Source organism: Blautia sp. HCP3S3_H10_2 (assembly GCF_052122375.1).
Classification (GTDB): Bacteria; Bacillota; Clostridia; order Lachnospirales; family Lachnospiraceae; genus Blautia_A.
In genome coordinates, this window is the sequence record NZ_JBQKCL010000019.1 from 1 (window position 1) to 20,585 (window position 20,585).

The window sequence follows — 20,585 nt, forward strand, 5'->3', positions numbered from 1 at the left end:
GTGCAGTAATGCACGGAGCTGACTGTTACTAATAGGGTGAGGGCTTGACCAAAAAGCGAGGAAGCGGTCAAGACAGGAAAGAAGCGGACGGAAGCAAGCTTGCTTGTGGACAGAAGCGGATTGACTGGCTTGAACATTTGCGAAGCAAAAGGCACTGAACGACAAAGTCGCGAAGTGACCGCTGGACTTCCAAGCGGACGCATGGTAAAATGATTCCATTAGGATGTAAGCATGTATGTAGTTTTGAAGGTACAGTAATGAAGACGGTAGCCGGTTGGTTATCGTTTTTTTATTATTTACTCTACCTTTTTAAAGGGTATTCTGTTAATATGATGAAGGAATACATCAGAGTCTGTTTGAAAAATCATAAAAGTCTTTTTCAAACATATTCAATAGTTTTCAGAAAATCCCCCAAAAAGCTGACCCAGCAGACGGAAAAAGGATCTGGAGGTCATATTTTAGAATAGGAAGAAATAAAATGAACTTAACGAAAAAAAGATTTCCTGGATCAGAACAGGGAACAAAAGAGATGCTGCCAGTCATTTTTTCCCTGGCGTGGCCAACTATGCTGGAACAGCTGATGCAGACTGCTGTGCAGTACATGGATACTGGTATGGTCGGAGTGCTTGGAACAAGTGCCACAGCAGCAGTCGGTGCCACAAGTACGGTAAACTGGCTGATTGGAAGCACGATTTCAGCGATCAGTGTAGGTTTTCTTGCGTATATATCCCAGGCAATGGGAGCTGGAAGAAAAGAACAGGCAAGAAAAGCCTCTGGACAGGCGGTGATGACTGTTTTAATTGTTGGAATTTTATTTACACTTCTGACAATGGGACTAAGCAGCAAGGTACCAGTATGGATGCAGGTAGATCCTTCTATAAGAAAAATGGCTGCATCCTACTTCTTGATTTTATATTCACCTATGCTTTTTAGAACGGCCAATATTATTTTCGGAACAGTTTTACGGGCTGTAGGTGATACGAAAACACCTATGCAGGTCGGTGTAGCCTTTAATATTATCAACATCGTGCTGAACTTTTTTCTTATTTATTCCACAAGAACAATAAGCGTCTGTGGAAAAACACTGGTGATTCCTGGTGCAGGATGGGGAGTACAGGGGGCTGCAGCGGCAAGTGCAATTGCCTATACGATAGGAGGAATTGCCATTACATATAAATTGTGGAAACATGTGGAAATTTCTCCTAAAGGACAAAGCTTTCTGCCAGATGCTGCTGTGCTTCGTCCTTGTCTGAAGGTGGCGATTCCCAATATGTTTCAGAGATTTGCCACATCCCTTGGTTATGTAGCGTTTGCTTCTATGATCAATTCTCTTGGTGAAACAGCTACAGCAGCCCATACGATCGCGAACACAGTGGAGTCTGCCTTTTATATTCCGGGATATGGGATGCAGACTGCAGCTGCTACACTTGCGGGAAATGCATTAGGTGCCAATGACAATAAGAAACTGAATAGTCTGGCGAAAGCAATTCTACCTCTGGAAGTAGGCCTGATGATTATTTCTGGAAGCCTGTTGTTTATTTTTGCGCCAGTACTGATAAGATTGTTTTCATCAGATATCCAGGTAATCAGACTGGGAAGCACAGTGCTTCGTATGGTAGCTGTTTCTGAGCCTTTTTATGGAGTGCCTATTGTAATAGAAGGAATGATGCAGGGAGTTGGAAAAACGGTTACGCCTTTTGTATTCAATGTGGCAGGAATGTGGGGAGTCCGGATCCTTGGTACTTTCCTATGCATTCATTTACTGGGAATGGGGCTTATTTCTGCATGGGCATGTATGATTGGGCATAATATGCTGCTGTTCGTTTTGTTTACTATGCACTATATCAGTGGAAAATGGAACCCGATGAATAAACAAAAAGCACAAGCTTGACAGTGTGGCTGACAGGCACTATACTAAAAATAGTAGCAATTATTTGGCAGATTGATGAAAATTTGTCAAATGACTTTCGGTAAAAAATATTTTGCTTGGAGTGGACGTCAGGTAATATGAAGAATAATGTGAATGATAATCCAGAAAACCGAATGAAACGACAGTGGCTTGCAATTGTTGCAGTCTGTCTTGTGGTAATGACTTTCCTGACTGTGTTTCTTATGAACAGATATAGGACGAAGACAGAAAAAGTTTTTGCGGAACTGATGGAAGAATCCCTGTTATCTTCACATTCGGAAGCTGTGACAGAAATAGAGGGTTATCTGAATGAATCAGAGGATCAGGAAGATATAGAAGCTGCCTGGGAGAAGCTGGATAAAGATGAGAGCAACATTTTTCATTATATATGTAATTCTGAGGGAGAAATTCTGGCTGGAGATATGATAATTTTTGATATTAAGTATACGGTCGCCACAGAATTACGTTCAGTTCATGTAAAAGATAAGAAAATCGCGGAAGTAGAGGAAGAACTTAAGAATCTGACTTCAGGAGAACCGTATCTGTTTTCTCAATTAGAGAAATCAGATGTATATCTGGTAGCATCTAAATTAGAAGGCCGTGATTGCATTCTGGTTTCCGGATACCGTTCCGGTAAAATGCAGAATTATAAATCAGTACTTATTAAAGGAAATCGCATGCTTATTTTCGTACTGCTTGGCTGTGTTGCTATTATGGTTGTTCTGACTGCACGGTTATATCTGAAGCAGCAGAAGCGGGTTATGAAGGGACAGGCAAGATACGATATTTTATCAGAGTTTTCAGATACAGTATTATTTGAATATGACTGTCTGGACAAGACTTTGGTATTTACACCTAATATTACTACTTTATTTGGCCTGAAAGAAATTGGACCGATTCATCCATTTGAGGAGAATTCTGATTTTACAATGGTACATCCCGATGATGTAGGAAAGGTCAAGAATCTATTATCTACAATCGGTGAAGATAAGGACGAAATCGATGATTTCGTAATTCGTTTTAAGGATAAGAATGGAAATTACCGTTGGGTGCGCTGGATGGGCCGGCTGGTAAGAGGCCGTCTTGGTACCCCACAGGCATTTCTTGGAAAAATATCGGACGTGCAGGATGAAATGACCAAAGAGCAGGATCTTCGTGAGAAAGCTTCTATAGACGGGCTTACCGGGGCTCTTAACCGTAAGTTTGCAGAACAGAAGATTAATGAGCTTATGCAGAATAAGGATTGCAAAGGGTATCTGTTTATGCTTGATATTGATGATTTCAAGACAGTAAATGATACAATGGGACATGCAATCGGAGATCTTGCACTGATCACTTTGGTAAAATATCTGAAAGAGCATTTCAGAAGAGATGATATTGTGGCAAGACTTGGCGGAGATGAATTTATTGTATTTATGACCAATACAGAGCAGGCGGCTGTAGCAGAGGCGAAAGGTCAGGAGATTCTGAACATTCTGGCAGAATCTGAGACCACACCGCATTTTACCGTAAGCATTGGCGCGGCAGCTTATCCAGCAGCAGGAAAGGATTACGAAAGCCTGTACCTTGCAGCTGATCATGCGATGTATGTTTCCAAAAAGTCTGGAAAGAACAGAATTCATGTAGATGATGGCATAACAGAAGCGGCACCTGAACATAAAATTGATAGCTGACGGTTTGTGCGTAACCGAAGCATATAGACAACAAGGCATAATGACGAAAAGAAAGGTGAGAAAAATGCGGTTACAGATTGTACAGGATGCATTAAAAAAGAAAAACATTAAATACGAGTATACAGAAATTGATGGATGTGGAAGTCTTGATTTTCTGTTTCGTGGACTGAAATTCCATGTATGGGAGTACGAGGATCGCGTCTGGGGAGCTGAGACCAATATTTATGAAGCCGGGCGCAGCCAGGATATCGAAGGTGATTATGAAGAAGTAATCACAAAAGAAATCCTGTCATGGCCAGATATGATGCAATAAAAGATATAATGCAATAAATCTGTAGGAAGGCTGACTATATAAGATGAAAAAGAAGCAAGGCGCAAATTGCGAATATTGTGTCAATTATTCTTATGATGATGATTATGAATGCTATACCTGTGAAATGAATCTGGACGAAGATGAAATGTACCGGTTTATTACAGGAACTTATCATGACTGCCCGTATTTCCGGATGGGAGATGAGTACCGTGTAGTGCGGAAACAGATGTAAAAAAATAGGTGAAAAAATAGTATAAATAATCGAAAAAACTATTGACAAAGAAAAAAGAACATGGTATCTTATTATAGAACGCTGCCGAAGACAGTAGGTGCCGTAAGGCATAAGGATTAAAACGCCTACCGAGGACTAAGTATTCTTATTAAGAATTACGTTAAGCCTTGCTGTCTTACAGCAAGGCTTTTTTTGGCGGTATATCAAATTCTATAAGGAGGTGTACCATTTCATGGCAAAAGTAGAACTGAAACAACCAATCGTAGAAGAAATCGCTAACAACATTAAAGACGCACAGGCAGTCGTACTTGTTGATTACAGTGGTCTTACAGTTGAGCAGGATACTATTTTACGTAAAGAGTTAAGAGAGTCCGGCGTACAGTACAAGGTTTACAAGAATACTTTAATGCGTCGTGCATTCGAAGGTACTCCATGTGCAGATCTTGACAAGCACTTACATGGAACAAACGCTATTGCAATTTCTGCAACAGACGCTACTGCTCCTGCAAGAATCCTTGCTAAATTTGCAAAACAGTATCCGGCACTTGAGTTAGTTGCAGGTATTGTTGAGGGTAACTACAACGATCAGGCAGGAATCCAGGCACTGTCCCAGATCCCGTCCAGAGAAGAACTTCTTGGCAAATTGCTTGGAAGTATCCAGTCTCCTATCACCAACTTTGCTCGTGTTCTTAATCAGATCGCAGAGCAGGGCCAGGGCGCAGAGGCTGAGGCACCAGCAGCAGAATAATCTGATTATCTGTAGCTGAATCCAATTACCGATTTTACAAAAATATTAAAAATGGAGGAAAATTATAATGGCAAAGTTAACAACAGCTGAGTTTATCGAAGCAATCAAAGAGTTATCTGTATTAGAGTTAAATGATTTAGTAAAAGCTTGCGAGGAAGAGTTCGGTGTATCCGCAGCAGCAGGCGTTGTTGTAGCAGCAGCAGGTGCTGGTGAAGCAGCAGAAGAGAAAGATGAGTTTGACGTAGAGCTTACAGAAGTAGGTCCTAACAAAGTTAAAGTTATCAAAGTTGTTCGTGAGATCACAGGCTTAGGTCTTAAAGAAGCTAAAGAAGTTGTTGATGGTGCTCCGAAAATGGTTAAAGAGGGCGCTTCCAAAGCAGAGGCTGAGGATATCAAAACTAAACTTGAGGCTGAAGGCGCTAAAGTTACTCTTAAATAATTTAGGTGTATTTAAGCGAACCATGCTCCCCGCAGAAGTCTGTCGTGCAGGCCACTGCGGGGGTTTTTTTGTGTAACAGGAAATTCCGTTAGAGTTTCCTGCAATCAGGATTCTTTTTATGCAAGGAGATTCTGAATGAATATAAAAATATTTTTGACTGTAACATTACTGGGAGTGTCTTTATATCTGGGAGGCAGTTCTGTTATATATGCTGAATCAGCAGAAAATGTGACGGAGAATTTTGAAGACAGCTTTTCAGATTGCGATATTGAGCCAGAAATGGAAGAGGATGAGACTGGCTTCTATGGCGGAACAGATGAGGTGGGATTTTTTTCAGCAGATGAGTCTGATAATGATTTTGAAGAGGAGCCAGAAGAAACTCCGCTTACACCTGTACCTTCTGGTAATGAACAGCAGATTCTGGCGGCTATTCCAGAAGGCGCTGCAGTGGTGACTTTAGATGTGGCTGATGGAAGTGATATTACCGAAACTTTGGATACAGTGCTTCACTTTATGGGGCAGAGAGCTACAGATGAAACTCCTTGTACGGTAATCATTCCTCCGGGAAGCTATCTGATTTCCGGAACTATCCATATGTACAGCAATCTTACTCTTTATGCAGAAGGAGCTGTGCTGACGAAATCCTGCACAGATAAGCATGTAGTCCTCAGACTGGGAGATGACATACTTTCTGCCGGAGGTTATGATGGATATCACAATATCACCATTGAAGGCGGAACCTGGGATCTGAATTATCCGGTTGTCGAAGATAAGGAAGGTACAGGCGGGGTTGTAGGCTTCAGGATTGGACATGCCAGACACGTAACTGTGAAGAACGTAACATTTCTAAACAATTTGAAATCTCATTTTCTTGAGCTGGCAGGTACGGAAGATGTAACTGTGACTGGCTGTATATTTCGGGGATATTGGCAGGAATATGAAGGCGGCGGACAGGAATGCATTCAGCTGGATGCATGTCTGGACTATATTTTTCCAGGATATCAGCCCTTTGATGGAGCAGTCTGTGAGAATGTCAGGATTACGGATAACGTTTTTGAGAATGTGTTTGCAGGAGTGGGCAGTCACAGCATGATCTACGACAGACCATACCGGAACATCGTGATTCAGGGGAATACCTTTCGAAATGTGAAAAAGAGAGCTGTCTGGTGCCTGAATTACGTGAATTCTGCTGTGGAGGACAATATAATAGAGAATGCAGGCGGTGGAGTGCTTGTGAGCTGCATGTATTTTCCGAATACCCATCTTATACAGGGAACTGTTGCAGGAATGGAAGAAAACCACCAGAGTGCGGGCATTTCCGTGAAAAATAATCAGATTTCTATTTCTTCAGTGAGCCAGATCAATGGAAACACATGGAGAGGATATGGAATTGAAGTCCAGGGAGCCTGGGTAAGTGACAGCTCAAAGGCACAGGCTAAGGGAATTCCGGCAGGTATTTATAAGGAAAACGGTGTTGCAGTAAAGGGAAATATGATCACAGGGACTGGAAATGGAATTCGCCTTTATCTTGCTGATGGCTGTACAGTGGAAGATAATCAGATGAAGCTGCAAAAAACTGCATCCTTTTCTAACATGGGAATTTATCTGTCTGCTTCTTCTAAAAATGTGATAAAAGATAATCAGGTATCAGGTTGTAAAAATGTAGGAATCTACGCTTATGACGGAGGAAAGCTGGGGACTCCGTCCACACAGAACCATGTCCTGGAAAATGTGATTTCAGGTATTGGCGGCGATGGAATTCTTATAGAAAATGGCTCTGACGGGTGTGAAGTAAGCCGGAACCGTATATCCTCCGGAAAAAAGAACGGAATTGTTCTCTGGGGCAGCGAGGACTGTCAGATCACAGCTAATCAGGTGAAAGGCTGTATGCTGGACGGAATACATGTGGAAAATATTGGAAATGCTGTTATAAAATCTAACAGGGTTACGAATGTGAATGGCAGAGGGATACAAGTGATCGCAAGTCAGACCGGAAAACTTTATGGAAATATGGTTACTGGCAGCAAAAAATGCGGTTTATATGTAAGCAGATCAAAGATTTCCGGAAACAAAAAGAACCATCTGGAGAATAATGGCAGTACTTATGCAATTTATGCGAAAAACAGCACTGGAATCATTTCCGTGAAAATGCCCACTGCGTCTAAGATCACCAGAAAGTCAGTGAAGATTACAGGCAAAGCGGCGGGGGGAAAGAAGCTTACAATTTATGCAGTAAGCAGAAAAAAGAATAAAAAAATCGGCACAGGAAGCATCAATTCCAAAAAGAAATATAATATTTCTATCAAAAAACAGAAAAAAGGAACGAAGCTTCTCTTTGTATTATCGGATAAATATGGAAACCTTTCTTATAGTAAGAGAAAAGTAAAATAAATTATAATTATTCAGCAATTACAAATAAAAAAACAACAGAAAAATGCTTGACAGGCTTTTTTTGTTGTGCTATAGTGAAGAATGCTATATTATGGCAAGATATGCCTACTATGCTTTTGCAGCAAAGCAGGCTGATGTTGTAATAAATAAAATAAAACAGGGGTGAAACGTCAATGGAAAAAAACAGAATTCGTTCTGTAAAAACTGGAAAAAGCATGCGAATGAGCTACCAGAGACAAAAAGAAGTCCTGGAAATGCCGAACTTGATCGAGGTCCAGAAGGATTCTTACCAGTGGTTTCTCGACGAAGGATTGAATGAAGTATTCGACGATATTTCTCCAATCGCAGACTACGGCGGAAAGCTCAGTCTTGAATTCATCGGCTTCACATTTGATGAAAAAGAGGCTAAATACACCATCGAGCAGTGTAAAGAACGTGACGTAACTTATGCCGCACCTTTGAAGGTTCGAGTGAGACTGATTAACAAGGAAACAGAAGAAATCAAGGAACACGAGATTTTCATGGGAGACCTGCCGATCATGACTGCGACAGGAACTTTCGTCATTAACGGTGCTGAGCGTGTTATTGTCAGCCAGTTAGTACGTTCCCCTGGAATCTATTATGCCATTGCACACGATAAAATCGGTAAAAGACTGTTTTCCTGTACAGTAATTCCTAACAGAGGAGCATGGCTGGAATATGAGACCGACTCCAATGATGTATTCTATGTACGTGTGGACAGAACCCGTAAGGTTCCGATCACTGTACTGATCCGTGCACTTGGTGTTGGCTCCAATGCAGAGATCATCGATCTGTTTGGTGAAGAACCGAAGATCCTTGCAAGTTTTACAAAAGATACTTCTACGAATTACGAAGAAGGTCTTCTGGAACTGTATAAGAAAATCCGTCCAGGTGAGCCGCTTGCTGTTGAGAGCGCAGAGAGCCTGATCAATGCGATGTTCTTTGATCCGAGAAGATATGATCTTGCCAAGGTCGGACGTTATAAATTTAATAAGAAACTTCATTTTAATAAACGAATTGTTGGCCATAAACTGGCTGACGATGTAGTGGAAGACTCCACAGGAGAGATCCTGGCAGAGGCTGGCACCATCGTTACCAGAGAACTGGCAGATGCCATTCAGAATGCTGCAGTTCCATTTGTATGGATCCAGGGCGAAGAAGACCGCAGAATTAAAGTTCTTTCCAACTTAATGGTAGATATGCATCATTATCTGCCAGAAATCGAGAACCTGGAGGAGCTTGGTGTTACAGAGTTAGTATACTACCCTGTACTCGAAAAAATTCTGGAAGAAAATGACACACTTGAGGACAGAATTGCTGCTATCCGCAGAGATATCCATGATCTGATTCCAAAGCATATTACAAGAGAAGATATTTTTGCTTCTATTAACTACAATATGCATCTGGAATACGGCATTGGAAATGATGACGATATCGACCATCTGGGCAATCGTCGTATCCGTGCGGTTGGTGAGCTGCTTCAGAACCAGTACCGTATCGGTCTTTCCAGACTTGAGCGTGTGGTTCGTGAAAGAATGACAACACAGGATGTGGAGACAATCTCCCCACAGACCCTGATCAATATCAAGCCTGTAACAGCTGCTGTAAAAGAATTCTTTGGTTCTTCCCAGCTGTCACAGTTCATGGATCAGAACAACCCGCTTGGTGAGCTGACCCATAAGAGACGTCTTTCCGCACTTGGACCTGGCGGTCTGTCACGAGACAGAGCCGGATTCGAGGTTCGAGACGTTCACTATTCCCATTACGGAAGAATGTGCCCGATCGAGACCCCTGAGGGTCCTAACATCGGTCTGATCAACTCTCTTGCATCTTATGCGAAGCTGAATCAGTACGGATTTGTTGAGGCACCATACCGTAAGATCGATAAAACAGATCCTATGAATCCTCGTGTAACCGACGAGGTTGTTTACATGACAGCAGATGAAGAGGATAATTACCATGTAGCACAGGCGAATGAGGCGCTTGACGAAGAGGGACATTTCGTTCGTAAGAACGTTTCCGGTCGTTACCGTGAAGAGACTCAGGAGTATGAGCGTCAGATGTTTGATTACATGGACGTATCTCCTAAGATGGTATTCTCTGTTGCTACAGCCCTGATCCCATTCCTTCAGAACGATGATGCGAACCGTGCGCTGATGGGATCTAACATGCAGCGTCAGGCCGTTCCGCTTCTTACTACAGAAGCACCAGTTGTTGGTACCGGAATGGAAGCAAAGACAGCTGTTGACTCCGGTGTTTGTGTAGTTGCAAGAAAGTCTGGTACTGTACTTCGCTCTACATCTACCGATATCAGCATCAAGAATGATGACGGAACAAGAGATGATTATCATCTTACCAAGTTCCTCCGCAGTAACCAGAGTAACTGCTACAACCAGCGCCCGATCGTTAACCAGGGTGAACATGTTGAAGCTGGTGATGTTATCGCAGATGGCCCGTCTACATCCCAGGGAGAGCTTGCCCTTGGTAAGAACCCTCTGATCGGATTTATGACCTGGGAAGGTTATAACTACGAGGATGCTGTACTGTTAAGTGAGAAACTTGTACAGAACGATGTTTATACATCTGTTCACATTGAAGAATATGAAGCTGAGTCCCGTGATACCAAGTTAGGACCGGAAGAGATTACCCGTGACGTTCCTGGCGTTGGTGATGACTCACTGAAAGATCTTGATGAGCGCGGAATCATCCGTATCGGTGCTGAGGTTCGTTCAGGTGATATCCTTGTAGGTAAAGTAACTCCTAAGGGAGAGACTGAGCTTACAGCAGAGGAGAGACTCCTTCGTGCAATCTTTGGTGAGAAGGCACGTGAAGTACGTGACACTTCCCTTAAAGTACCGCACGGTGAGTATGGTATCGTTGTAGATGCCAAGGTGTTCACAAGAGAAAATGGTGACGAGCTGTCTCCAGGAGTAAACCAGTCTGTACGTATTTATATTGCACAGAAGAGAAAAATCTCCGTTGGTGATAAGATGGCTGGTCGTCATGGTAACAAGGGTGTCGTTTCCCGTGTACTTCCGGTTGAGGATATGCCATTCCTTCCGAACGGACGTCCGCTGGATATCGTGCTGAACCCTCTGGGTGTACCTTCCCGTATGAACATCGGACAGGTCCTGGAGATTCACTTGAGTCTTGCTGCCAAGGCACTTGGCTTTAACATTTCCACACCGGTATTCGATGGCGCAAACGAGAATGATATCCAGGATACACTGGAGCTTGCAAATGACTATGTAAATACAGAGGATTTTGAAGAGTTCCGTGAGAAATACAAAGATATTCTGGCACCTGATGTTATGCAGTATCTGGATGAGAACAAAGCCCACAGAGCACTGTGGAAGGGAGTTCCGATCTCCAGAGATGGTAAGGTACAGCTCCGTGATGGACGTACCGGCGAGTTCTTCGACGGCCCGACCACAATCGGACACATGCATTATCTGAAGCTGCATCATCTGGTTGATGATAAGATCCATGCCCGTTCCACAGGTCCTTACTCTCTGGTTACACAGCAGCCTCTGGGTGGTAAAGCCCAATTCGGTGGACAGCGTTTCGGAGAGATGGAGGTTTGGGCTCTGGAGGCATATGGTGCATCCTATACACTCCAGGAAATCCTGACAGTTAAATCCGATGATGTAGTCGGTCGTGTGAAGACTTATGAAGCAATCATCAAGGGCGACAATATTCCTGAGCCTGGTATTCCGGAATCCTTTAAGGTTCTTCTTAAAGAGCTCCAGTCCCTGGCACTGGATGTACGTGTGCTCAAAGATGACCAGACAGAAGTTCAGATCATGGAGAATGTAGATTACGGCGAAACCGATCTTCGTGCAGTTATCGAGGGAGATTCCCGTGGACACAGAAGAGAGGAATCTTTCAGCAAACACGGCTATACCAAGCAGGAGTTTGATGGAGAGGAACTTGTTGATGTGGACGAGGATGACGAAGAGGATTATGAATCCGAAATCGATGATTCCTACGATGACAGCGAAGAATAGAAAGGGGAAAAGAATACATGGCAGAATCAACCAATACCAATGAAACATATCAGCCAATGACTTTTGATGCCATTAAAATCGGACTGGCGTCCCCGGAAAAGATCAGAGAGTGGTCAAGAGGTGAGGTTTTAAAACCAGAAACCATCAACTACCGTACCTTGAAACCGGAGAAAGACGGACTTTTCTGTGAAAGAATTTTCGGACCGAGCAAGGACTGGGAGTGCCACTGTGGTAAATATAAGAAAATCCGCTTTAAAGGTGTTGTCTGCGACAGATGTGGCGTTGAGGTTACCAAATCTTCTGTTCGTAGAGAGCGTATGGGACATATCGAGCTTGCTGCTCCTGTTTCCCATATCTGGTATTTCAAGGGTATTCCGTCCCGTATGGGACTTATCCTGGATCTGACTCCAAGAACACTGGAGAAAGTCCTTTACTTTGCAAACTATATCGTACTGGATCCGGCAGACTCCGGACTCCAGTACAAACAGATCCTTACTGAGAGAGAATATCAGGATGCACGTGAGTCATACGGAAATAATTTCCGTGTAGGCATGGGTGCGGAAGCTATCAAGGAACTGCTTATGGCAATCGATCTTGAGAAGGATTCTGCTGAATTAAAGGCAGAGCTGGTTAAGGCAACAGGCCAGAAGCGTGCAAGAATTATCAAACGTCTTGAGGTTGTTGAGTCTTTCCGTGAGTCAGGAAACCGTCCTGAGTGGATGATCCTGGATGTTGTTCCTGTAATTCCGCCAGATCTTCGTCCTATGGTACAGCTGGATGGTGGACGTTTCGCAACATCTGACCTGAATGATCTGTACAGAAGAATCATTAATCGTAACAATCGTCTGAAAAGACTGCTGGAGCTTGGCGCTCCGGATATCATTGTCCGCAATGAGAAACGTATGCTTCAGGAAGCAGTTGACGCCCTGATCGACAATGGCCGTCGTGGCCGTCCGGTAACAGGTCCTGGAAACAGAGCCCTGAAATCCCTTTCCGATATGTTGAAAGGTAAATCCGGTCGTTTCCGTCAGAACCTTCTTGGTAAGCGAGTTGACTATTCCGGACGTTCCGTTATCGTTGTAGGACCTGAGCTGAAGATTTACCAGTGTGGTCTGCCGAAAGAGATGGCTATCGAGCTGTTTAAGCCTTTCGTTATGAAAGAACTGGTAGCAAATGGTACCTCTCACAATATTAAAAATGCCAAGAAGATGGTAGAGAAGCTTGAGCCAGCTGTATGGGATGTGCTGGAAGATGTTATCAAAGAACATCCGGTTATGCTGAACCGTGCACCTACACTGCATCGTCTGGGTATCCAGGCGTTTGAGCCAATCCTTGTAGAAGGTAAGGCAATTAAGCTTCATCCACTTGTTTGTACCGCATTCAACGCTGACTTCGATGGTGACCAGATGGCTGTCCATCTTCCACTTTCTCAGGAAGCACAGGCAGAGTGCCGATTCCTGCTTCTGTCTCCGAACAACCTGCTGAAACCTTCTGATGGTGGTCCTGTTGCCGTTCCTTCACAGGATATGGTCCTTGGTATCTATTACCTGACACAGGAAAGACCTGGAAACAAGGGAGAAGGCAAGTTCTTCAAGAGTGTGAACGAGGCAATTCTGGCATATGAGAACCAGGTAATCACATTGCAGTCCAAGATTCTTGTCCGCTGCAGCAAGGTTATGCCAGATGGAAGCACAATGACAGGCAATGTACAGTCTACACTGGGACGTTTCCTGTTTAATGAGATCCTGCCGCAGGATCTTGGATTTGTTGACAGAAGTGTTCCTGGAAATGAGCTTCTTCTTGAGGTTGACTTCCTGGTTGGTAAGAAACAGCTGAAACAGATCCTTGAAAAAGTAATCAATACTCATGGAGCAACAAAGACAGCCGAGGTTCTGGATGATATCAAGGCTATGGGTTATAAGTATTCTACAAGAGCTGCCATGACCGTATCTATTTCTGATATGACCGTGCCGCCGCAGAAGCCTGAGATGATCAAGGCTGCACAGGATACTGTAGATAAGATCACCAAGAACTACAAACGTGGTCTTATTACTGAGGAAGAGCGTTATAAAGAGGTTGTTGATACCTGGAAGAAGACTGATGATGAGCTTACTCATGCACTTCTGACAGGACTTGATAAGTATAACAACATCTTCATGATGGCTGACTCTGGTGCCCGTGGATCTGATAAGCAGATCAAACAGCTTGCAGGTATGCGTGGATTGATGGCTGATACAACCGGACATACCATCGAGCTTCCTATTAAGTCAAACTTCCGTGAAGGTCTGGACGTACTGGAATACTTCATGTCTGCGCATGGAGCACGTAAAGGACTTTCCGATACAGCTCTTCGTACAGCCGATTCCGGATACCTGACAAGACGTCTTGTTGATGTATCCCAGGATCTGATCGTACGTGAGATGGACTGCTGTGAGAACAGAGCAGAGATTTCCGGTATGTATGTTAAGAGCTTTATGGATGGCAAGGAGGAGATTGAGAGCCTTCAGGATCGTATCACAGGCCGTTTCTCCTGCGAGACCATTAAGAATAAAGAGGGCGAAGTCCTTGTAAAAGCAAACCATATGATCACTCCGAAGCGTGCTGCCCGTATTATGAAAGAGGGCGTGGATAACATTACCGGAGGTGCTGTAGAACAGGTTAAGATCCGTACCATCCTGAGCTGTAAGTGCAAGGTTGGTGTGTGTGCGAAGTGTTATGGTGCCAACATGGCTACTGGTGAGCCGGTACAGGTTGGTGAGTCTATCGGTATCATCGCTGCACAGTCTATCGGTGAGCCTGGTACACAGCTGACCATGCGTACTTTCCATACTGGTGGTGTTGCCGGTGGAGATATCACACAGGGTCTTCCTCGTGTCGAGGAGCTTTTCGAGGCAAGAAAGCCGAAAGGACTTGCTGTTATCACTGAAATCAAAGGTGTCGCTACGATCAACGATACCAAGAAGAAGAGAGAGATCATTGTAACAGATCCAGAGACTGGTGATTCCAAGACCTACCTGATCCCATACGGTTCCCGTATCAAGATCATGGATGGCCAGGTTATGGAAGCCGGTGATGAACTTACAGAAGGTAGTGTAAACCCGCATGATATCCTTAGAATCAAAGGTGTCCGTGCTGTTCAGGATTACATGCTCCGTGAAGTTCAGCGTGTATACCGTCTCCAGGGTGTTGAGATCAATGATAAGCATATCGAGGTTATCGTTCACCAGATGCTGAAGAAGATCCGTATCGAAGATAACGGAGATTCCGAATTCCTGCCAGGAACACTTGTTGACTTCCTTGAGTATGAGGAAGTAAATGAGAAACTGGAAGCAGAGGGATTACGTCCGGCTGTTGGTAAACAGGGAATGCTTGGTATCACCAAGGCATCTCTTGCAACAGATTCCTTCTTATCTGCCGCTTCCTTCCAGGAGACCACTAAGGTTCTGACAGAAGCTGCAATCAAGGGTAAGGTTGACCATCTGATCGGTCTGAAAGAGAACGTAATCATCGGTAAACTGATCCCGGCTGGTACAGGTATGAAGTGCTACAGTGATGTAGAACTTGATACAGGAATGCCAGAGGAGCCAGAAGAAATCGAATTCGAAGAAATGGATGATGACCAGGAAGTTCTGGATGTAGCAGAAGAATCTGAAGAGCTGGAGAATGAAGAGACTCCGGAAGAGACAGAGGATGCTGAGGAAACATTCGAGGACGAAGATTCCGCTGACGATAGCGAAGAATAATATCTTCTATTGACAGATATAAGAGAAAAATGGTTGCGAAGAATCGTAATCATAAATGAAATAGGGACTCCCCCAGAGAGACGAAATGTTTCTTTGGGGGAGCTTTTTTAGATTTTCTACATATAATCCAAAATTGCTATAGCTTATACCTATAGCCAGTTCTATGAAACTGCAATCCCCAAAATCACAATTAAGGGTTGCATATTCCGAAAGTCTGCTCTATAATAACAACATCAAGAGAAACATATAAAACATATCAAGTTACTAGGAAAGGAGAAACCAGAATGACAGTATCAATTAGAACAATGGAAATGTGTTGCAGCATAAAGATGAAGAAAGAGACCATGTGTTGTTGCTGTTGTTGTGTCTCCATGATGAAAGAATAAAATTAAATCAGTTTTATATACATATGCGTTAATACCATAAGACGAACAAAGAATTTTTTGAAGCAGGTATCCGGATATGAGCCTGTTATTTTTTTACCCATTTTGTAACTGTTCAGAGCCAAGCGGATTTTTGTGCAAAAGGGTGAATCATGCTTGCATGAATGAACACTTTTGCACAAAAATCCATTTGGCGGATACGCCACACCGACGAAATGCAAAGCATTTTGGAGGTTGGCTCTGAATAGTTACTTTTTATAAAAATGAAAATTCAGAATACACGGAGGAAAATAAAATGAGTGGATGTGGATGCAGTTTTTCAGCAGTAGAAGATGTGAAAGAAGAAGTAAAATATACAGATGAACTTGCGGAACAGTTTGCAAAGGAAGTTGGAGTTGATCCAAGACCAAATGAAACCTTAGTAGAAATTGACGAGCGTGGTGCTTTTATCAGACAGCCAAATGCATTTATCCAGCCCTTTGGAGATGAAGAGGGAGATTTAAAGGCAGAGGCGAATCGCTACGGAATCTACTGGGCCACCGGATGTAACTGGTCAAACAGACCAATTATCGTAAGGGATCTTCTGGGACTTCAGGATGTGATCTCAGATACCAGGGTGACACATTCCGGAGAGACAAACAAATATGGACATGCATTTGGAGATCAGCCAGGATTTAAGGATCCGAAAACAGGAGCTTATTTCCTCAGCGAGTTTTATAAGAGAGCGAACCCGGATTTCAAAGGAAGAGCCACAACCCCAACACTGGTAGACATCAAAGAAAAGAAAGCAGTGAACAATGATTATCACCGGCTGACGAATTACATTGAAGTTCAGTTCCGTCCATTCCAGCCAAAGGATGCGCCAGACCTTTATCCGAAAAAATTCCGCAAGGAAATCGATGAATTTAACGACTGGCTGTTCCCACATGTGAACAATGGACATTACCGCATGGCGTTTTGCCAGTCACCGGAGGCATATGATGAAGCTTATGAAGATTTTTATGAATCACTTGAAAAACTGGACAAGAGGCTGGAGACAAACCGTTTCCTCTTCGGAGATTACATTACAGACAGCGATGTCCGCGCTTATGTTACCCTGGTACGCTGGGATGTAAGCTATTTCCACAACATAGGACCGGTGAAAAAGCCGATCCGTGATTACAAAAATATCTGGGGTTACTTAAGAGAGCTCTATGCGATCCCTGCTTTCCGTCATGGAAGTGATCCACAGGTATTGGCACTGGATGGCCCGAGAAAGAAACTTGGAGAAGTTCTTTTCCGCGGATATAATGACAGAATCCTTTTAAAAGTAGATTTTGAAAAAGTCTGGGCAACAGATGGTGAGAGAAGAAAATTAAGCAAAACACCAGATGAAGTATTCCTTCGTCATCCGGAAGGAGAGACATACGAAGATTACGCCGGACCGATTTCCAAGACAATCTGGAACAGACCGAAATGGGAAGACAGAAATCCGAAGAATGGAATCCTGTCCGTGGATGCTTCTATCAATCCACTGAAGGGTCTTTTATAAAAAATATACAGTATAAAATCAAAGTGAGGAAAACGATTATGAAAAATTTAAATAAAATCACAGCTGCTTTGTTGACAGGTATCCTGGCAGCAAGTCTGACAGGCGGTGTTGTAAGCGTATTTGCAGATTCAGATGTAACAGTAATAAAAGGTGTTACAAGTGGTTCCCTGGCTCCTTATTTTTATGTAGGAGATGACAATCAGCTTACAGGCGTGGACATTGATATTGCGAATGAGATTTTTAACCGTCTTCCACAGTATGAGCTTCAGATCGATACAGCAGATGCCCTTCAGGGAGTGATCAGCGGCCAGTATGATATTGCAATCAACAACTATGGATACACCGATGAGAGAGCAGAATCCTATTATTTCTCTTTCCCATACAAAACAAGCTTCAACGAATACATCCAGAGAGCAGATGATGAACCTCTTACATCTCTTCAGGATCTGGCTGACAGAGGCTATAAGATTGAACTGACAGCAGGCAGTCTTACAGCCAATGCGCTGGAAAACTGGAATAAGGAGAATCCGGATCATCAGATCGAAATCATCTATGACAATACCAATTTCCAGGTTCGTTATCAGAATATTGTAGATGGAAAGACAGACGTAGCCATTGATGATGGTCCGTTGATCGATAACCTTCTTCCAAACTTTGGACTTGAGGGACAGCTGGTAGCAAATCCAATTGATGAGGAAACAGAGGATTTCCTTTTCCCACAGAATAATACCTACTTCCTCTTCGGAAAAAATGAGGAAGGTGCAGCACTCCGTGATGATGTGGATGCAGTGCTCAAAGAGATGAAAGAGGACGGTACACTGGCTGAGATCACCGAGAAATATCTGGGAAGAGACACAAGCCCGGATGAGAAATATTTCGAAGAGACAATTAATTAAGAATGAGAAAAAATGTTAATTCACGGAAATGATTTTTACCGGAAAAACAGAAGAGTTTTGCATTAAAAAAATATGGAATAAACTTAAGATTTAGAAGGAGAAACGTCATGGTGGAAATTTACCGTATTGAAAAAGGGGCAGAAGCCTGGAAATATAAAGCTTATGATTATGTGAGGACGGATGCCTTTTGTGTGGGACAGAACATTCCCATTGAGATCGAGTTTTCACATGACGAAAAAGAAGAGGAGCTACAGGCGGTGCTTCTGGTAGAAGACCATAAGCCTGTGGCTGGCTGCCGAATCGCTTTTCCTGACGAGAAGACCGGCAAGATCGAACGTGTCTGTGTTGTCAGAGAGAAACAAAAAGGCGGTTACGGCAGAATCCTCATCGGGGAAGCCGAAAATTGGCTGAAAGAATATGGCGTGAATCACATTGTGATCAACAGCCAGGACCGTGCTGCTGGTTTCTATGAGAAGGTGGGATACAAGCTGAATCCAGATGTAAGCCCGGATGTGTACGATACGCATCATAAAGAAGAGAAAGAAACTAAACCGGATCTGCCAAAAGCGCAAAAATCTCCGATCAGTCTGGGTTTTACATGTGTGCTGGTTGAGAAATATTTATAACGCAGAGACAAAAGGTTAGAAATAGTTACAATATGTTTTTCTTACAGAAATATAACTTGCAGGAGAAAAATCATGGGAAAATTATTTGACGTATCACTGGTATTTACTTCGATTCCGGAATTACTGGAAAAATTACCGATCACCCTGGAGCTGGCTGTGCTTTCCATGCTTCTTGGATTGCTTCTGGGACTTGTGATGGCGATCATTAAAATGAAAAAGATCAAAGTGCTGACACAGATTACCAACCTTCTGATTTCTCTCCTTCGGGGAACACCTGTAATCGTGCAGCTGTATGTGGCATTCTTCGGAATCCCGATGTTTTTTAAGGTAATCAACCAGAAATTTGGAACGGATCTTGCAGTTGCTGACATTCCGGGAATTGCATATGCAATGGTGGCATTGGGACTTAATCAGGCTGGCTTTATGGCAGAAATCATCAGATCCGCACTTCAGTCAGTAGATAACGGACAGATCGAAGCAGCGCATGCTCTGGGAATGACATATGCACAGGCATTGCGACGGATCATTCTTCCGGAAGCCATTGAAGTTGCCCTTCCCACACTTGGAAATTCCCTGATCAGTATTATTAAAGGAACTTCGCTGGCATTTACCTGTGCAGTTGTGGAAATTACAGCACAGGGCCAGATCATTGCAGGAAGAACATACCGTTATTTCGAAGTATATGTATCCCTGGCAATTATTTACTGGGTAATAACCCTGATCATTGAGCAGGGAATCCGCATTATTGAAAATAAGATCCGTATTCCGGATCAGGTAGAACTGGTAAACGTAGCAGAGGAGGATAACAAAAATGATAAAAATTGATCATTTATCCAAAAAATTTAATGATAATGTTGTCCTGGATGACATCAGCCTGGAAATCAAAGAAGGCGATGTGGTAGGAATCATTGGTCCCTCCGGAACAGGAAAATCTACACTTCTCCGCTACGTAAACCGTCTGGAGACTCCGGAAAAAGGAACTGTGACGATCGGGGACAAAGTCATCGATCTTTCTGTAAAAAAACCAAAAGATCTGTTATACTTAAGGCAGAATACAGGAATGGTATTTCAGAGATTCAATCTTTTCGAGAAAAAGACAGCACTTGAAAACGTAATGGAAGGGCTGATCGTGGTTAAAAAGATGCCGAAAGAGCAGGCACGTGAAATTGCAGTAGAACAGCTGAAGCTGGTTGGAATGGCACCCTGGGCAAATCATTATCCCAAACATCTTTCCGGTGGACAGCAGCAGCGTGTGGCCCTGGCACGAGCCCTTGCAATGAAGCCACAGATCCTGCTTCTGGATGAGCCGACCTCAGCACTTGATCCAGAGCTGGTAGGCGAGGTACTGGATGTGATCCGTAAAGTTGCAGCTCAGGGATATACCATGCTTCTGGTATCCCATGAGATGAATTTTATCCGCCACGTGTCAAACAGAGTGATTTTTCTGGACAAAGGCCATGTGGTAGAGGACGGAACACCGAAGGAAGTCTTTGAACATCCCCAGAATCCAAGAACGCAGGAATTCTTCCGTAAGATGAATATTATGGCTCAGCCGGAATATATGATCTGATACCCAAGGAATCGAAAGGAAATATGTGACTGCTTAAATTCAGCTTGAACAGTCAGGAAAAATATAAAGGAGATAAAACAGCTGTTTGTGATACAGCTGTTTT

At 43.3% G+C, this 20,585-nt stretch carries 14 protein-coding genes and 1 other annotated feature; all 14 genes read left to right on the top strand.

Annotation, left to right across the window (positions count from 1 at the left end):
• Positions 1–478 precede the first annotated feature (478 nt).
• The 14 genes from ACTQWB_RS16825 to ACTQWB_RS16890 all read left to right on the top strand — a co-directional run bounded on the left by ACTQWB_RS16825 (position 479) and on the right by ACTQWB_RS16890 (position 20,482).
• Positions 479–1,891: an MATE family efflux transporter gene (locus ACTQWB_RS16825; RefSeq protein ID WP_441502645.1), complete on the top strand. Its 1,413-nt coding sequence runs from the start codon at positions 479–481 to the stop codon at positions 1,889–1,891.
• Positions 1,892–2,007: 116 nt separating this feature from the next.
• Positions 2,008–3,582: a diguanylate cyclase domain-containing protein gene (locus ACTQWB_RS16830; RefSeq protein WP_441502644.1), complete on the top strand. Its 1,575-nt coding sequence runs from the start codon at positions 2,008–2,010 to the stop codon at positions 3,580–3,582.
• Positions 3,583–3,646: 64 nt separating this feature from the next.
• A complete protein-coding gene (locus tag ACTQWB_RS16835) occupies positions 3,647–3,895 on the top strand; it encodes a kinase (protein WP_441502643.1) in 249 nt (82 codons plus the stop codon).
• 43 nt (positions 3,896–3,938) lie between these two features.
• On the top strand, positions 3,939–4,127 hold the full coding sequence (locus tag ACTQWB_RS16840) for a DUF6472 family protein (protein WP_294669490.1): 189 nt from the start codon (positions 3,939–3,941) through the stop codon (positions 4,125–4,127).
• A gap of 66 nt (positions 4,128–4,193) precedes the next feature.
• Positions 4,194–4,329: a sequence feature (ribosomal protein L10 leader region), on the top strand.
• 30 nt (positions 4,330–4,359) lie between these two features.
• The gene (gene rplJ / locus ACTQWB_RS16845; RefSeq protein ID WP_441502642.1) at positions 4,360–4,875 is read left to right on the top strand and encodes a 50S ribosomal protein L10; all 516 of its coding nucleotides are present in this window, start codon (positions 4,360–4,362) and stop codon (positions 4,873–4,875) included.
• A gap of 67 nt (positions 4,876–4,942) precedes the next feature.
• Positions 4,943–5,314: a 50S ribosomal protein L7/L12 gene (rplL, locus tag ACTQWB_RS16850; protein ID WP_118583314.1), complete on the top strand. Its 372-nt coding sequence runs from the start codon at positions 4,943–4,945 to the stop codon at positions 5,312–5,314.
• 135 nt (positions 5,315–5,449) lie between these two features.
• Positions 5,450–7,705: a right-handed parallel beta-helix repeat-containing protein gene (locus ACTQWB_RS16855; protein ID WP_441502641.1), complete on the top strand. Its 2,256-nt coding sequence runs from the start codon at positions 5,450–5,452 to the stop codon at positions 7,703–7,705.
• 173 nt (positions 7,706–7,878) lie between these two features.
• Positions 7,879–11,733, top strand: coding sequence for a DNA-directed RNA polymerase subunit beta (rpoB, locus tag ACTQWB_RS16860; RefSeq protein WP_441502640.1), 3,855 nt, complete (start codon positions 7,879–7,881; stop codon positions 11,731–11,733).
• A gap of 17 nt (positions 11,734–11,750) precedes the next feature.
• A complete protein-coding gene (gene rpoC, locus ACTQWB_RS16865; RefSeq protein ID WP_441502639.1) occupies positions 11,751–15,476 on the top strand; it encodes a DNA-directed RNA polymerase subunit beta' in 3,726 nt (1,241 codons plus the stop codon).
• A gap of 678 nt (positions 15,477–16,154) precedes the next feature.
• Entirely contained in the window at positions 16,155–17,390 is a 1,236-nt protein-coding gene (locus ACTQWB_RS16870) for a glutathione S-transferase C-terminal domain-containing protein (protein ID WP_441502638.1), read from the top strand.
• Positions 17,391–17,428: 38 nt separating this feature from the next.
• Positions 17,429–18,286 (top strand): transporter substrate-binding domain-containing protein, encoded by an 858-nt coding sequence (locus tag ACTQWB_RS16875; RefSeq protein WP_441502637.1) that lies wholly within the window; start codon positions 17,429–17,431, stop codon positions 18,284–18,286.
• A gap of 107 nt (positions 18,287–18,393) precedes the next feature.
• Positions 18,394–18,912, top strand: a complete 519-nt coding sequence (locus ACTQWB_RS16880; RefSeq protein WP_441502636.1) for a GNAT family N-acetyltransferase — start codon at positions 18,394–18,396, stop codon at positions 18,910–18,912.
• A gap of 72 nt (positions 18,913–18,984) precedes the next feature.
• The gene (locus tag ACTQWB_RS16885) at positions 18,985–19,737 is read left to right on the top strand and encodes an amino acid ABC transporter permease (protein ID WP_441502635.1); all 753 of its coding nucleotides are present in this window, start codon (positions 18,985–18,987) and stop codon (positions 19,735–19,737) included.
• Positions 19,724–20,482 carry an amino acid ABC transporter ATP-binding protein gene (locus ACTQWB_RS16890; protein ID WP_441502634.1) on the top strand — a complete coding sequence of 253 codons (759 nt, stop codon included), beginning with the start codon at positions 19,724–19,726 and terminating at the stop codon, positions 20,480–20,482. The genes ACTQWB_RS16885 and ACTQWB_RS16890 overlap by 14 nt, the downstream gene beginning before the upstream one ends.
• The last annotated feature ends 103 nt before the right edge of the window (positions 20,483–20,585 follow it).